Source organism: Mesorhizobium sp. WSM3860, from assembly GCF_002294995.1.
Taxonomy (GTDB): Bacteria; Pseudomonadota; Alphaproteobacteria; order Rhizobiales; family Rhizobiaceae; genus Mesorhizobium.
Genome location: NZ_NSGF01000003.1, coordinates 228,111 through 242,809 on the forward strand (window position 1 = coordinate 228,111; position 14,699 = coordinate 242,809).

Annotated in this window: 16 protein-coding genes and 1 pseudogene; 9 read left to right on the forward strand and 8 right to left on the reverse strand. The window is 63.3% G+C overall.

The annotated features are described in order from the left end of the window. Positions 1 to 11: 11 nt before the first annotated feature. The 3 genes from CK220_RS07630 to CK220_RS07640 form a co-directional block, all read right to left on the reverse strand. The gene (locus CK220_RS07630) at positions 12 to 437 is read right to left on the reverse strand and encodes an OsmC family protein (protein WP_095810942.1); all 426 of its coding nucleotides are present in this window, start codon (positions 435 to 437) and stop codon (positions 12 to 14) included. A gap of 103 nt (positions 438 to 540) precedes the next feature. Next, on the reverse strand, positions 541 to 939 hold the full coding sequence (locus tag CK220_RS07635) for a DUF2306 domain-containing protein (RefSeq protein WP_095810943.1): 399 nt from the start codon (positions 937 to 939) through the stop codon (positions 541 to 543). 33 nt (positions 940 to 972) lie between these two features. Beyond that, a complete protein-coding gene (locus tag CK220_RS07640; protein WP_095811166.1) occupies positions 973 to 1,491 on the reverse strand; it encodes a single-stranded DNA-binding protein in 519 nt (172 codons plus the stop codon). Between the two features lie 194 nt (positions 1,492 to 1,685). On the opposite strand from CK220_RS07640, the gene CK220_RS07645 reads away from it, so the two are divergent. From CK220_RS07645 to CK220_RS32355, 9 genes are all read left to right on the forward strand, one after another. Then, positions 1,686 to 2,066 carry a cupin domain-containing protein gene (locus CK220_RS07645; RefSeq protein ID WP_245429032.1) on the forward strand — a complete coding sequence of 127 codons (381 nt, stop codon included), beginning with the start codon at positions 1,686 to 1,688 and terminating at the stop codon, positions 2,064 to 2,066. Between the two features lie 44 nt (positions 2,067 to 2,110). Further along, a complete protein-coding gene (locus CK220_RS07650; RefSeq protein ID WP_095810944.1) occupies positions 2,111 to 2,425 on the forward strand; it encodes a metalloregulator ArsR/SmtB family transcription factor in 315 nt (104 codons plus the stop codon). Then, a complete protein-coding gene (locus tag CK220_RS07655; protein ID WP_095810945.1) occupies positions 2,422 to 2,910 on the forward strand; it encodes an SRPBCC domain-containing protein in 489 nt (162 codons plus the stop codon). The genes CK220_RS07650 and CK220_RS07655 overlap by 4 nt, the downstream gene beginning before the upstream one ends. 23 nt (positions 2,911 to 2,933) lie before the next feature. Continuing rightward, positions 2,934 to 3,539, forward strand: coding sequence for an ATP-dependent Clp protease proteolytic subunit (locus tag CK220_RS07660; RefSeq protein ID WP_095810946.1), 606 nt, complete (start codon positions 2,934 to 2,936; stop codon positions 3,537 to 3,539). Positions 3,540 to 3,620: 81 nt separating this feature from the next. Then, positions 3,621 to 3,887 carry a hypothetical protein gene (locus CK220_RS07665; protein ID WP_245429035.1) on the forward strand — a complete coding sequence of 89 codons (267 nt, stop codon included), beginning with the start codon at positions 3,621 to 3,623 and terminating at the stop codon, positions 3,885 to 3,887. Positions 3,888 to 4,638: 751 nt separating this feature from the next. Continuing rightward, on the forward strand, positions 4,639 to 7,560 hold the full coding sequence (gene uvrA / locus CK220_RS07670; RefSeq protein WP_095810948.1) for an excinuclease ABC subunit UvrA: 2,922 nt from the start codon (positions 4,639 to 4,641) through the stop codon (positions 7,558 to 7,560). A 35-nt stretch (positions 7,561 to 7,595) separates the two neighbouring features. Then, positions 7,596 to 8,060 (forward strand): GNAT family N-acetyltransferase, encoded by a 465-nt coding sequence (locus CK220_RS07675; protein WP_095810949.1) that lies wholly within the window; start codon positions 7,596 to 7,598, stop codon positions 8,058 to 8,060. Between the two features lie 29 nt (positions 8,061 to 8,089). Further along, entirely contained in the window at positions 8,090 to 8,893 is an 804-nt protein-coding gene (locus CK220_RS07680) for a DUF72 domain-containing protein (protein ID WP_095810950.1), read from the forward strand. Positions 8,894 to 9,108: 215 nt separating this feature from the next. Further along, entirely contained in the window at positions 9,109 to 9,363 is a 255-nt protein-coding gene (locus tag CK220_RS32355) for a hypothetical protein (RefSeq protein WP_095810951.1), read from the forward strand. Positions 9,364 to 9,725: 362 nt separating this feature from the next. On the opposite strand, the gene CK220_RS07690 is transcribed toward CK220_RS32355, so the two are convergent. The 5 genes and pseudogenes from CK220_RS07690 to urtB all read right to left on the reverse strand — a co-directional run bounded on the left by CK220_RS07690 (position 9,726) and on the right by urtB (position 14,606). Then, on the reverse strand, positions 9,726 to 9,902 hold the full coding sequence (locus CK220_RS07690) for a hypothetical protein (protein ID WP_082953673.1): 177 nt from the start codon (positions 9,900 to 9,902) through the stop codon (positions 9,726 to 9,728). Between the two features lie 351 nt (positions 9,903 to 10,253). Continuing rightward, a complete protein-coding gene (urtE, locus tag CK220_RS07695) occupies positions 10,254 to 10,949 on the reverse strand; it encodes an urea ABC transporter ATP-binding subunit UrtE (RefSeq protein WP_095810952.1) in 696 nt (231 codons plus the stop codon). Positions 10,950 to 11,019: 70 nt separating this feature from the next. After that, a complete protein-coding gene (gene urtD, locus CK220_RS07700; protein WP_095810953.1) occupies positions 11,020 to 11,766 on the reverse strand; it encodes an urea ABC transporter ATP-binding protein UrtD in 747 nt (248 codons plus the stop codon). Between the two features lie 168 nt (positions 11,767 to 11,934). After that, positions 11,935 to 12,993 (reverse strand): annotated as a pseudogene (gene urtC, locus CK220_RS07705) (urea ABC transporter permease subunit UrtC); the annotation flags it as partial. After that, positions 12,990 to 14,606: an urea ABC transporter permease subunit UrtB gene (gene urtB / locus CK220_RS07710; RefSeq protein WP_095810955.1), complete on the reverse strand. Its 1,617-nt coding sequence runs from the start codon at positions 14,604 to 14,606 to the stop codon at positions 12,990 to 12,992. The gene urtB and the pseudogene urtC, both read right to left, overlap by 4 nt. Positions 14,607 to 14,699 lie beyond the last annotated feature (93 nt).

Sequence of the window (14,699 nt, forward strand, 5' to 3'; positions counted from 1 at the left end):
TCCCTACTGCCTTATTTCACTACTGTATCGACCACCTCGAAATCATGCGTGACCGCCGCCGTCTTGGCCATCATGGCGGTGGCCGAGCAGTATTTCTCGATCGACAGATCGATCGCCCGTTTCACCTTGTCGCGCGACAGCGCGCGACCCTTGACGATGAAATGCATGTGGATGCGGGTGAAGACGCGCGGTTCGGTCTCGGCACGATCCGCGTCCAGCTCCACCACGCAGTCCTCGACCGCCTCGCGACCTTTTTCGAGGATGTGGACGACGTCATAGGCCGAGCAGCCGCCGGTGCCGATCAGCACCAGCTCCATTGGACTCGGCCCTGGCGTCCGGCCTTCCGGCCCATGCGCCGTGCCCAGCACGATTTTGTGGCCGCTGCCGGACTCGCCGACAAAGGTGCGTTCCTCAATCCATTTGACGCGTGCTTTCACGATGATCTTCCTTAAACGCTGCTTTGCAGCGGACTATCGCTGCAACTATCGACTATAGCCAATTCCGGGCGGAAAACCGCCACGCACCTTCGCTGGAAATTGCTTATTGGCCGAACACGACCGTGTGCATGATGCGGCCGGGCAGCAAGGTGAAGATGCCGGCGCCGATCAGCGCGAATAGGTAGAGCTTGATCATGGCGCTACGATGCGCGGCCACCTTATGCGTGTGCGCATACCACACGGCCAGCGGTGCGGTGACAACCACCAGGATCGACAGGATGTGGATCGGGCTGAACGGCCCGATCAGGCGTATCTTCTGGATCCAGAAGCTCGACAGGGCGACAACCAGCATCAGCGCGGCCCAGGCATAGCCCAGGACGCGGTGGCGTGTCGTGCCTTTCGGCAATGCCAGTTGCGCCCCGCCTATCGCCAGTGCGGCGAAGGCGGCGAACGCATGCCATGGAATAGGAGGAGGCGCTGTCAGCAACGGTCCGAGCGACATCGCGCCTTCCCTCAAACGACGATTGCGAGACCCTCAGAACGGAATCTCGTCATCCAGCTCGCGCGACGAACCGCCGCCACCACCCCTGGAACCGCCACCGCCGCCACGGCTGAAGCCTTCGTTCGGGCCCGACTGGCCGAAATCGGAACCACGGTTGTTGCCGCCGCCGGCGTAGTTGCCGACCTGGCCGCCGCCTTCGCCGCGCGCGTCGAGCATCTGCAGCTCGCCACGGAATTTCTGCAATACGACCTCGGTCGTGTAGCGGTCGTTGCCGGTCTGGTCCTGCCATTTGCGCGTCTGCAGCTGGCCCTCGACATAGACCTTCATGCCCTTCTTCAAATACTGCTCCGCCACCTTGGCGAGCTGGTCGTTGAAGATGACGACATTGTGCCACTCCGTCTTTTCCTTGCGCTCGCCGGAATTCTTGTCGCGCCAGCTTTCCGACGTGGCGATGCGGATGTTGACGACCGGGTCGCCCGAATTCAGGCGGCGGATTTCAGGATCCGCCCCGAGATTGCCGACCAGAATGACCTTGTTGACGCTACCCGCCATCATACTTCTCCGCGCTCATCCGAAACAAATTTTAAGTCGCTCACCTTACAGCCTGCGGTTCGCCCATGCCCGCGAAGGCTGGCTTTTCCCACAAGGTTTTTGTTCTCTTTTCGTTCTAGTCTCGACCGCTGTTCCTGTCAAGGAATGTCAGCAACAGGTAGTATTCCTGGGCTGGAAACAAAGGGGACATCGGAATGAACATTGTTTCGCATGAGGATCAGCCGCGCGAAACGTGGCGGGCCGGGGTCGAAACCCGCATGCATGTTGCCGCCGCCAATGGCGCGGCTGGCCTTTGCATATTCGAGCAGTGGGTCGGACCGGATTCCGGCGCGCCAACGCATGCGCATACGGTCGAGGAAGTGCTGACGGTGATTGCCGGCGAAGCCGAAATGTGGATCGACGACCGACGGGCCGTGCTTATCGCCGGGCAGTCCCTGATCATTCCCGCGCACCGCAAACATGGCTTTCGAAACGTAGGTTCCGGCACGCTTCACATCCATGCCGTGCTCGCATCGCCGCTCTTCGAGGCAAGCTTCGACGGAGCCGCGGAGCCGGTGAGACGCTGGACACCCTAAAACGGCGCTTGCCAAACCAATAAGTATCGACTTATGCTTCACGTATGATCGAAGCAGAGATTTTCCGGGCCCTGGCCGATCCGACACGCCGCGCCGTCTACGAGCGGCTCGCGGCCGGCGAATTGACGGTATCCGAGCTGCGCGCCGGCATGAGCGTGTCGCAGCCCGCCGTCTCGCAGCATCTTGCCGTGCTGCGCGGCGCCGGCCTCGTGATCGAGCGGCGCGCCGGCCGCAACGCTTTTTATCGCGCCGACCCGCAAGGGCTCGATCCCTTGCTCGGCTGGATCGAACGCTACCGCGCCTTCTGGCCGGAGCGCATCGAGAGGTTGAAGACGGTTCTGAAGGAAATGGACCAATGACAACAACAAAACACCCGACCGCAAACGCACAGCTCAGCTTCGAATGCGAGCTTCACGACCCGCCGGAAAAAGTCTGGCGGGCGTTGACCGAGCCGGAACTGCTCGCCGCGTGGCTGATGCCCAACGACATCAAGCCGGGGATCGGCGAGCGCTTCGCCTTTGCCGGACCAAACGCGCCAATCGAGTGCGAAGTGATCGAGGCCGAGCCCGGCAAGCTGCTGCGCTATTCCTGGCGCGAGCGACCGGGCGCGAACGCTGCCGACCGGCTACCGGCATTCAACAGCCCCATCTTCGACAGCATCGTCACCTTCACGCTCGCGCGCACAATTTCCGGCGGCACGCATCTCAGCATCGTCCATGACGGCTTCGCGCCGGTGGCGCAGCCTGTGGTCGCCGTTTCCGGCGCCGGCTGTGGGCTTTCGCTCGATGCGCGCAAGAGCCCAACTGCCGCCAACGCGCCAAGCATGATGCTGCGCGCGGCTTGATCAAGGAACCGAGGAGATCTGCGATGAGCGCCTTTGCCAATCTCGTGCCGATGGTGATCGAGCAGTCGAGCCGCGGCGAACGCGCCTTCGACATTTTCTCGCGGCTGCTGCGCGAACGTATCGTCTTCATCAACGGCGAGATCAATGACGGCGTGTCGGCGCTGGTCTGCGCTCAGCTCCTGTCGCTGGAATCGGACCATCCCGACAAGGAGATATCGATCTACATCAACTCGCCGGGCGGCGTGGTGACCAGCGGCTTCGCCATCTATGATACGATGCAGTATATCTCCTGCCCGGTGTCGACGGTGTGCATGGGCTTTGCCGCCTCGATGGGCTCATTCCTGTTGATGGCAGGCTCGCCAGGGCGGCGCATCGCGCTGCCCAACACCAGGATCGTGCTGCATCAGCCGCTCGGCGGCTTCCAGGGCCAGGCCTCCGATATCCAGCGCCACGCCGAGGATATCCTGCGCACCAAGCGCCATATGACGGAGCTTTACGCCAAGCATTGCGGCCGGACGTACGAAGAGGTCGAGCGCACCCTCGACCGGGACTATTTCATGACCGCCGAGGAAGCAAAGGCCTGGGGCCTCGTCGACCATGTCTACGACACGCGCAAGAAGGCGGCCTGACCGCGCGGCAAATTGATTGCGGCGCGGCTGGCCTCGCCTTCGGCGCGCCTATATAGTTCGCGGATGATCCGAGACCGTTCCTTGACGAATCTGGGTATTGCCGTCGTCGCACTGGCCGGCGTGCTCGCGGCCGGCACCGCCGCTTTTGCCGATGACAATGCGACACAAAAATTGCCCGGCGTGAGCGGCGACTATCGTATCGCTAAGCCTGCCCCGCAGCCCGAGCCTGCCGACGCACTGCCGGCCGGCGGCGACGGCACGTTCAAGATCGGCGACACCGATGTCAGGATTTCGGGCAGCATAACCATCGACATGGCAACGGGCGGCATCAGGCCTCCCAACCACTGAAGCGCACGCGGCATCGCAGACGCAAGGGACGGACCTCCGGCTCGCAAAATGCAAGCCCCGCCACTGCTTCCGCAGGTGGACGGGGCTTTCATGGATCTGAAACCCAATTTTAGCCGGGAGTGGACTGCCGGCGTTCTGTTTCGGATGCAACGCGGCTTTCAGCCGACGATCCGACTATGGTCTCTGATTGTAGGAATCGGCAGGTCACGTTTTCGGGTGGCGCTCACGCCTACCCTGACACTATGCCCGCCGCGGCTCCATCGCTTCGTGGAGCCTCAAGGGACTGTCCGGTGGCGTCATGCTCCGCTCCTGGGTCCGTTGTGGCAATGTCGTCCGAAGCGCAAATCGCTAACACCTGCGGCGTCTCGCAGGCCACCTCTGGGTGACGAGGCCATCGACAGACGGCCGGCTTCGTTGACGCCTTTGAGACTGCCCCCCTGGGTCGGAGACGTCAACCGTTGAAAAGTCGGTTACAGCAAAATGTGATAGGTCGGAGGTTACGTCCAGGTAAGTCGAATGCCTTTCGCCGATCGATCGGGACAATTTTTTGCAGCCGCTGTTTCCACAGCGCAATGTCAGGAGCGTGTTCGGCCTTTGTTCTTTCCGCTTGCCCGCCCGCGCGAAAGACGGTTAAACGCTTTGGGTCGAGACTGTGGCGTCTCTCGACGCGGCGACGAAATTACCTACATAGGGGATGGCCGGGACAAACCCGCCAATCCAGCAAATTCCAGACCTGAGGCGGCGACCGGCGATGGCCGACCAAAAATACCTTTCCATTCGCGGCGCGCGCGAACACAATCTCAAGAACGTCGATCTCGACCTGCCGCGCGACAGCCTGATCGTCATGACCGGCCTGTCGGGATCCGGCAAGTCGTCGCTCGCCTTCGACACGATCTATGCCGAGGGTCAGCGTCGCTATGTCGAAAGCCTTTCGGCCTATGCCCGCCAATTCCTGGAGATGATGCAGAAGCCGGACGTCGACCAGATCGACGGCTTGTCTCCCGCCATCTCGATCGAGCAGAAGACGACCTCGCGCAACCCGCGCTCGACGGTCGGCACCGTCACCGAAATCTACGACTATATGCGCCTGCTCTTCGCGCGCGTCGGCATTCCCTATTCGCCGGCCACCGGCCTGCCGATCGAAAGCCAGACGGTCAGCCAGATGGTTGACCGCGTGCTCGCGCTGGACGAAGGCACGCGTCTCTACCTGCTGGCGCCGATCGTGCGCGGCCGCAAGGGCGAATACCGCAAGGAACTTCTAGAGCTGCAGAAAAAGGGTTTCCAGCGCGTCAAGGTCGACGGCGTCTTCTACGAGATCGCCGACGTGCCGGCGCTGGACAAGAAATACAAGCACGACATCGATGTGGTCGTCGACCGCATCGTCGTGCGCGGCGATCTGGCGACTCGGCTTGCGGATTCGATGGAGACGGCGCTGAAGCTCGCCGAGGGGCTGGCGGTCGCCGAGTTCGCCGACCGGCCGCTCGACGCCAGCCAGACGGGCGAGGACTCGGTCAACAAGTCGAAGAACGAGACGCATGAGCGCATCATGTTCTCGGAAAAATTCGCCTGCCCGGTTTCCGGCTTTACCATTCCCGAGATCGAGCCCAGGCTGTTCTCCTTCAACAATCCGTTCGGCGCCTGCCCGACCTGCGACGGCCTCGGCAGCCAGCGCGCCATCGACCCCAACCTCGTCGTGCCTGACGAGAATGTCTCGCTGCGGGACGGCGCCATCAGCCCGTGGGCGAAATCGACCTCGCCCTATTACGCGCAGACGCTTGAGGCCTTGGGCAAGGCCTACGGCTTCAAGCTCGGCGACAAGTTCAAGGATCTGAGCGCCGAGGCGCAGCAGGCGGTGCTGCACGGCACGGGCGAGCGCGAGATCACCTTCCAGTATGACGACGGCCTGCGCTCCTACAAAACGACCAAGACCTTCGAGGGCGTCATCCCCAACCTCGACCGGCGCTGGAAGGAAACGGAATCGGCCTGGATGCGCGAGGAGATCGAGCGCTTCATGTCGGCCACGCCCTGCCCCGCCTGCAATGGCTACCGGCTGAAGCCGGAAGCGCTGGCGGTCAAGATCGCCGGCAAGCACATCGGCGAGGTTACCGAGCTGTCGATCCGCAAGGCCGACCAGTGGTTCACCGGCCTGCCGGCGCAGCTCAACGAGAAGCAGAATGAGATCGCTGTCCGGGTGCTGAAGGAAATTCGCGAGCGGCTGCGTTTCTTGAACGATGTCGGTCTCGACTATCTGACCCTGTCGCGCAACTCGGGCACGCTTTCGGGCGGCGAGAGCCAGCGCATTCGTCTGGCCTCGCAGATCGGCTCCGGCTTGACAGGCGTGCTCTATGTGCTGGACGAGCCGTCCATCGGTCTGCACCAGCGCGACAATGCGCGTCTGCTCGATACGCTGAAGCACCTGCGCGACATCGGCAACACGGTGATCGTCGTCGAGCATGACGAGGACGCGATCCTGCATGCCGATTATGTCGTCGATATCGGCCCGGCCGCCGGCATCCATGGCGGTGAGATCATCGCCCAGGGGACGCCGCAGCAGATCATGGCGACGCCCGCCTCGATCACCGGCAAATATTTGTCGGGCGAGCTCGAAGTGGCGACGCCTTCGGTGCGCCGCGAGGCGAAGAAGAACCGGCGGATCAAGGTCGTCGGCGCGCGCGGCAACAATCTGAAGAACGTCACGGCGGAGATCCCGCTCGGCACTTTCACTTGTGTCACCGGCGTCTCCGGCGGCGGCAAGTCGACCTTCCTGATCGAGACGCTGTTCAAGGCGGCGTCGCGCCGCATCATGGGCTCGCGCGAGCATCCGGCCGAGCATGATCGCATCGAGGGCCTGGAGTTCCTCGACAAGGTCATCGATATCGACCAGTCGCCGATCGGCCGCACGCCGCGCTCCAATCCGGCCACCTATACCGGCGCCTTCACGCCGATCCGAGACTGGTTCGCCGGCCTGCCGGAGGCCAAGGCGCGCGGCTATCAGCCAGGCCGCTTCTCGTTCAACGTCAAGGGCGGCCGCTGCGAGGCCTGCCAGGGCGACGGCGTCATCAAGATCGAGATGCACTTCCTGCCCGACGTCTACGTCACCTGCGACGTCTGCCACGGCAAGCGATACAACCGCGAGACGCTGGACGTGCAGTTCAAGGGCAAGTCGATCGCCGACGTTTTGGACATGACGGTCGAGGAAGGCGTCGAGTTCTTCTCGGCGGTGCCCGGCGTGCGCGACAAGCTGGAGACGCTGAAGCAGGTCGGGCTCGGCTACATCCATATCGGCCAGCAGGCGACGACGCTGTCGGGCGGCGAGGCGCAGCGGATAAAACTCGCCAAGGAGCTGTCGCGCAAGGCGACCGGCAAGACGCTCTATATCCTCGACGAGCCGACCACTGGCCTGCATTTCCACGACGTCGCCAAGCTGCTCGAAGTGCTGCACGAGCTGGTCGACCAGGGCAACACGGTGGTGGTGATCGAGCACAATCTCGAGGTGATCAAGACCGCCGACTGGGTGCTCGATCTCGGCCCCGAAGGCGGAGACGGCGGCGGTGAGCTGGTCGCCTCCGGCACCCCGGAAGCGATCGTGCGCGAAAAGCGCAGCTACACCGGCCAGTTCCTCAAGGAGCTTCTGGAGCGGCGCCCCGGGGGCAAGCGCGAAGCGGCCGAGTGAGCGAGTAGGTCGGCGAGCGTTTGGAAAAGTCTCAAATGAAGATCAGACAAGCGCTTCGAGGTGATCTCCAAGGTGTCGTCGCGCTAACCACGGAAGCCTACGCCCCCTACACCGCCCTGTTCCGCGCGCCGCCGATCCCGGTCACCGAGGACTACTCGCCGCGCATCGAACGTGGCGAGATCTGGCTGCTGGAGAGCGGCGGCGAACTGGCCGGGCTGATCGTGCTGGAACGGCACCCCGACCATGCCATGATCTTCAGCGTTGCCGTTTCGCCGGCCTTCCAGGGCAGGAAGCTCGGCATCGCACTGCTGAACTTCGCCGACGGGCAGACGCGCTCTTGGGGCTTGCCGGAGGTGCGGCTCTACACCAATTCGCGAATGGAGCGGAACATCGCGCTCTATTCGGCTTACGGCTATCGCGAAACGGGTCGCCGCGCCAACCCCTACCGGCCAGGATGGACATTGGTCGACATGGCCAAGCCGGTCGACAAAGCGGCCTGACGCGCTCAAAAACTCGGAGGAGGAAGACGATGAGCCAAGGAACGATCCGCTCCGGGATGGGCGGCTGGACCTTCGAGCCCTGGGACACCTCCTTCTATCCGGAGAAGCTCGCCAAGGCCAAGCAGTTGCACTATGCCAGCCGCCAGGTCCCAAGCATCGAGGTCAACGGCACCTATTATTCCAGCTTCAAGGAACCGACCTTCGTCAAGTGGGCGAACGATACGCCGTACGGCTTCGTCTTTTCGCTCAAGGGCAACCGCTTCGTTACCAACCGCCGCGTGCTCGGCGAGGCCGGGGAATCGATAATGCGCTTCCTCGGCTCGGGCATTGTCGCGCTTGGCGACAAGCTGGGACCGATCCTGTGGCAGTTCGCGCCGACGAAGAATTTCGATGCGGACGATCTCGAGGCCTTCCTGAAGCTGCTGCCCGAGAAGCAGGACGGCGTGCCGCTGCGCCATGCGCTCGAAGTGCGGCACGACAGCTTCATCGTGCCGGAATTTCCGGCGCTCGCGCGCAAATACAATGCCGCGATCGTCTATGCAGACCACGCCAAATATCCGGCGATCGCGGACATCACCGGCGACTTCGTCTATGCGCGGCTGCAGAGCGGCAGCGACGACAATCCCGATTGCTACACGCCGAAAGGGCTCGACGAATGGGCGGACCGCGTCAAGACCTGGGCGGAAGGCGGGCAGCCGGCCGACCTGCCGCGCGCCCATCCCAAGTCCGACGCGCCGGTCAAGCCGCGCGACGTGTTCGCCTATTTCATAAGCGAGGGCAAGGTACGCGCGCCCTTCGGCGCCATGGCGCTGATGAAGCGGGTGACAGCCTAAACTGCGGCGGCTCTTTGTTGAAAGGCCCGAAGTTTGCCCGGCGCGCGACGCTGTCGGCGGTTGGCTTGTCGGAACCTGCCGCCATCTTGACCGTTCTGTCTCAGCCGCCGACCGCAAGGTCGGCACAAGGTTATCTCGCCGAAAGATCGGTACGGCGAGGTTCGCCTCGCGAAACGCTCGCCAAAGCCCGCAGCGTCGGAAAGGAGCGAGGGAAGATGACCGTTATCCTCGGTGCCTTGCTTACCATCGCAGGCGTCGTGTACATGGCAGGCGCCACTTTGAGGCGTGGACGCCTAAGTGATCCAGCATCTGCAGCGCCGGACCGTCCGGCGCCGGAGCTGGCAACACCAGGCCCGACGCTGGAGCCGCGGCGACGCGGACTCCGTTTCCTCGGCCTATCTCAGAATTGGCCAGGTCTGGCGATGATGGCGGTGGGCATTGTACTGCTGTTGTCGGTGTTCGTCCTCTGACGTCACGTGCTGTTGTCGGTGTTCGTCCTCTGACGTCACGGAATGACGGAGTCTTCACCGCTATGAAGGGCTTCGCCGAAGATTTGTCAGGAATCTGCGCCCGAATGATTGGCGGCCCGCATGGGCGGCGAGGAGGTAGCGCCGGTGCTGAAGCGCACCTTGCCGAAGATGGTCGAGGGGCCGCCGAACGGATCAGAACCGCGTTCGCGGCCTGAATCCGCGCCGGCTTCACCTTCGAACGTATTAGCTTCGACAAGGTGCTCAGCCCCGCCGACAAGTCGCTTTTACGCGTCCAAGCGCGGCGGTCGCAACCGCGTGCTCGACATTGACCGCTGCGCCTGAAGCTTGGACGTTTCGAGCCGTCAGTGGTGGCCGATCACTTCGTTGTAGGCGTCGAGGTCGACGTAAAAAACCTTGGTTATTTCGCCGAGCAGATCGTCCTCGTCGTAGCCCTGCGACATCAGGATGTTGATCGCTGTCATGATGTCGACACGTTCGGTGAGGCGCCGCTTCTGGTAGTCCTCGACAAAACGTTCCATCGCTTCCCCTGGCAAGTTCTTTGTTGGACGCATCGACCGACAATCACTGCGGGGAAAGCTAGGCAGGCTTGCTTGCGCGGACCTTGCGGGCGGAGCCCGCGCCATCCCCCTTCATGCGCGACTGATACGGAAAGAGGCCGACTCACCAGGCCACGGAAAGACTAGCATGCGCTATTGGCCGCGCCAGAGCTGTCGAACACTTCGTCATCCTTGTGCGTAGCGACGCGAAGCGGAGCGAAGACCCAAGGATCCAGTCCGTTACTTGGAAGCACCACTAACGGTGCAGAATCAGCAATGATCCAGGCGTCCGCACGAGGAATCTATTCTGTATCGCGGCACCCCGCGACGGCGCTACACCGTCAGGAACTTCCGCACATCCGCCCGATCGAGATCCGCGGCCGGCCCGGTGTGGACGATCTGGCCGCGGTCCATGATGTTGACCTCGTCGGCAAGCTCGCGGCAGAAGCCGAGATATTGCTCGACCAGAAGCACGGCGATGCCCGCCTGGTCGCGCAGATAGCGGATGGCGTGGCCGATATCCTTGATGATCGACGGCTGGATGCCTTCGGTCGGTTCGTCGAGCACGAGCAGCTTCGGCTGCATCACCAGCGCCCGCCCGATGGCGAGTTGCTGCTGCTGGCCGCCGGACAGGTCGCCGCCGCGCCGCGACAGCATCTGCTTCAGCACCGGAAATAGCTCGAAAACATAAGCCGGAACGTTGCGGTCGCCGCGCCTCAGCGGCGCGAAGCCCGATTCCAGGTTCTCGCGCACCGTCAGCAGGGGAAAGATCTCCCTGCCCTGCGGCACGAATGCGATGCCCGACCGGGCGCGGTCATACGCCGCGCTCCGGTCGAGCGCCTTCCCCTCGAAGGCAACGCTTCCGCTCGTCAGCCTATGATGGCCGACGATGGATCTCATCAAACTGGTCTTGCCGACGCCGTTGCGGCCGAGCACGCAGGTGATCTTGCCGGCGCCGGCTTTCAGCGAAACACCTCGCAGCGCCTGGGCAGCGCCGTAATGCAGCGTGGCATTGGAGACTTCTAGCATGGTGAGCCTCTTCTCCAGCGCTTCAGGAAAGCGAAATCGAAACGGTGGAACGGAACCCGCCAGACCATGCTCATCGCCCCAGATAGACTTCGACGACACGCTCGTCGGCCGAGACGAAATCGAGCGTGCCTTCCGACAACACCGAGCCTTCATGCAGGCAGGTGACCTTGACGCCGAGCTCGCGCACGAAATGCATGTCGTGCTCGACGACGATCACCGAATGGTCACGGGCAATGTCCTTGAGCAGCCGCGCCGTCTCCTCGGTCTCGGCGTCGGTCATACCGGCAACCGGCTCATCGACAAGCAGCAGCTTCGGGTCTTGCGCCAAAAGCATGCCGATCTCCAGCCACTGCTTCTGGCCGTGGCTGAGATTGGCGGCGAGTTCCTCGCGCTTGTCGCCGAGACGGATGATGCCGAGAATGTCGTCGATGCGCCGCGTCTCTGCGGCGGAGCTGCGGTGGAACAGGGCCGGGAAGATTGAACGCGGCCCCTTCAGCGCAAGCATTAGATTGTCCTCGACGCTATGGCTCTCGAAGACGGTCGGCTTCTGGAATTTGCGGCCGATACCCATCATGGCGATCTCGGCTTCGTCACGCCGGGTCAGGTCGACCTGGCCGTCGAAGAAAACCTCGCCTTCGTCCGGCCGCGTCTTGCCGGTGACGATGTCCATCATCGTCGTCTTGCCGGCGCCGTTAGGCCCGATGATCGCGCGCATCTCGCCCTTGTCGAGCACCAGCGACAGATTGTTGATGGCGCGAAAACCGTCGAAGGAAACCGAGACGCCGTCGAGATAGAGAATGGTGTTCGACTTGCTCATCGTTCACTCCGCCGGCTGCGGCTCGGCGCCGGAAGCGGACCACGCGCCCGGGATCCTCGCTGCCGAGCGCACGATCTTCGGCTCTGGCTTTTCCGCACCGGCGCTGGCTTCTGCGATAAGCGCGTCTGCTCGCATCGCTCGGGCGTTGCCGCGCCAGCTGTCCCACATGCCGACGATGCCCTTGGGCAGGAATAGCGTGACGGCGACGAACAACCCACCTAGGGCGAACAGCCAGAACTCCGGCAGCACGCCGGTAAACCAGGATTTTCCGGCATTGACGAGCAGCGCGCCGATGATCGGGCCGACGATGGTGCCGCGCCCGCCGACGGCGGTCCAGATCACCACTTCGATCGAATTGGCCGGATCGAACTCGCCGGGATTGATGATGCCGACCTGCGGCACGTAGAGCGCGCCGGCAATGCCGGCCATTACAGCCGAGACGGTGAAGGCGAACAACTTGACGTTCTCCGCCCGCCAGCCGAGGAAGCGGGTGCGGCTCTCGGCGTCGCGCACCGCCATCAGCAGCTTGCCGTATTTGGAGCGCACGATCGCCGCGGTGAGGAAGACGGCCAACGCCAGCGTCACGGCGCTGGCCGCAAACAGCGCCGAGCGCGTCGCGTCGGCCTGCACGTTGAAGCCCAGTATGTCCTTGAAGTCGGTCAGGCCGTTGTTGCCGCCGAAACCCATGTCGTTGCGGAAGAAGGCCAGAAGCAGCGCATAGGTCATCGCCTGGGTGATGATCGAGAGATAGACGCCGGTAACGCGACTGCGGAAGGCGAACCAGCCGAAGACGAAGGCGAGCAGGCCGGGCACGGCCAGCACCATCGTTGCCGCGAACCAGAAATGGTCGAAGCCGTACCAGAACCAGGGCAGTTCCTTGTAGTTCAGGAACACCATGAAGTCCGGCAGGATCGGATTCCCGTAGACGCCGCGCGAGCCGATCTGGCGCATCAGATACATGCCCATCGCGTAGCCGCCGAGCGCGAAGAAGGCGCCATGGCCGAGCGAAAGGATGCCGCAATAGCCCCAGACGAGATCGAGCGCCAGCGCCAGCAGTGCGTAGCAGAGATACTTGCCGACCAGCGCCACGATATAGGGCGGGATATGGAAGGCGCTTGCCGGCGAGACCGCGAGGTTGAGCAGCGGCACGATGACCGCCGCCGCCAGCAGGATGACTATGGTGGTCGCGATGCGCCGGTCGGCGGAAAAGAAGCGCTGCGTGATCATGCTTCCACCGCCCTGCCCTTCAGCGCGAACAGGCCGCGCGGGCGTTTCTGGATGAAGAGGATGATCAGCACCAGCACGACGATCTTGCCGAGCACGGCACCGGCATAGGGCTCGAGGAACTTGTTGACGATGCCGAGCGAGAAGGCGCCGACCAGCGTGCCCCAGAGATTGCCGACGCCGCCGAAGACAACGACCATGAAACTGTCGATGATGTAGCCGCGGCCGAGATTGGGCGAGACGTTGTCGATCTGGCTGAGCGCCACACCCGCGATGCCGGCGATGCCCGAGCCGAGTGCGAAGGTGAGCGCGTCGACCCATGGCGTCCTGATGCCCATCGAGGCGGCCATGCGGCGGTTGGCGGTGACGGCGCGCATCTGCAGCCCCCACCGCGTCCACTTCATGACATAGAGCAGCACCGCCAACACCAGCAGCGCGAATACCAGGATCCACAGCCGGTTCCAGGTGATGGCCAGTTGGCCGATGTCGAACGATCCTGACATCCAGGACGGATTGCCGACCTCCTGGTTGGTCGGACCGAAGATGGTACGCACCGCCTGCTGCAGGATAAGGGAAATGCCCCAGGTGGCCAGAAGCGTCTCCAGCGGGCGACCATAGAGGAAGCGAATGACGCCGCGCTCTATGGCGAGGCCGACAAGTGCTGAGACGAGGAAGGCGAGCGGCAGCGCGATGACCAGCGACCAGTCGAATAGGCCGGGGAAGGATGTGCGGATCACTTGCTGGACGACGAAGGTCGTATAGGCGCCGAGCATCACCATCTCGCCATGCGCCATGTTGATGACGCCCATGACGCCGAAAGTGATAGCGAGGCCGATCGCGGCAAGCAGCAGCACCGACCCCAGCGAAATGCCGTACCAGATGTTTTGGCCGGCATCCCACAGCGCCAGCGTCGAATTGATGTGGCCGATCGCGGCGGCCGCCGCGTCCTTGACCGCCCCTTGGGAAGCGGCCTCCGTCAGCGTAAGCAGGGAGAGCGCGTCACGGTCGCCGCGCGCCGCGATGGCAGAGATCGCGTCCAGCTTGTCGGCTTCCGGTTTGTCGGAGACGAGAATTGAGGCTGCGCGCGCCTGGTCGAACAGGGCCTTGACGCTCGGAACGGTCTCGCCAGCGATCGCAGCATCGAGCGGCTCGATATTCGCCGCATCTGGAGCCTTGAACATCGTGGCTGCGGCGGCGAGGCGCACGGCCGGGTCCTTGGCGCGCAGCGTCAGCGTGCCCAGCACATCGCGGATCGTGCGACGCAGCCCATTGTTGACCTTGATTTTGCTAAGGTCGGCCTTGGCGGCGGCGGCAGCCTTGTCGCCGCTCAGCGGATCGAGCAGTTGGATGCCGTCGCCGGACTCCTTGCCGACGAAGATCTGGGAGTCGGCCTTGCGGATATAGAGATTGCCGCCGGCGAGCGCCGCCAGCGGCTTTTCGACCGCCGGATCGCCGCTCGCGGCAAGCTCGCGCACAACCGCTTCCGTGGCCGAGAAATTGGTGGCTGTCGCGAATTTGGCGATGGTGGCACGAAGGTCGCTCTCGGCGGCGCTCGACGGCAGCAGGCTTGCCATCGTCAGCAGCAGCATCATCCCTATCACGCGCAACAGGATCATCGTCTTCGAGCGGTTCTCAAAGGTTGGAGGATTTTGCCCGGGCGGGCAGGCCCGCCCGGGCAGCGGTCTCGGATCGCGGGGCCACTCCGCAAC